We start from the raw sequence: 211 nt of genomic DNA, 5'->3' as shown, positions 1-211 counted from the left end.
GGCTCATCCCCGCTTACGCGGGGCGGACTCCTTTTCTGCTTGCCACTTGCAGGTGGCATTAGGCTCATCCCCGCTTACGCGGGGCGGACATCCTGTGACAATTTAGCGGCGGCCGCGGATTCGGCTCATCCCCGCTTACGCGGGGCGGACGACGCTTCCGCCGCTTTCTTGAACCCCCGCGTGGGCTCATCCCCGCTTACGCGGGGCGGAC

This window comes from Corynebacterium sp. HMSC077D03 (assembly GCF_001808545.1).
Classification (GTDB): Bacteria; Actinomycetota; Actinomycetes; order Mycobacteriales; family Mycobacteriaceae; genus Corynebacterium; species Corynebacterium simulans.
Note: the sequence above shows the minus strand (reverse complement) of the source record.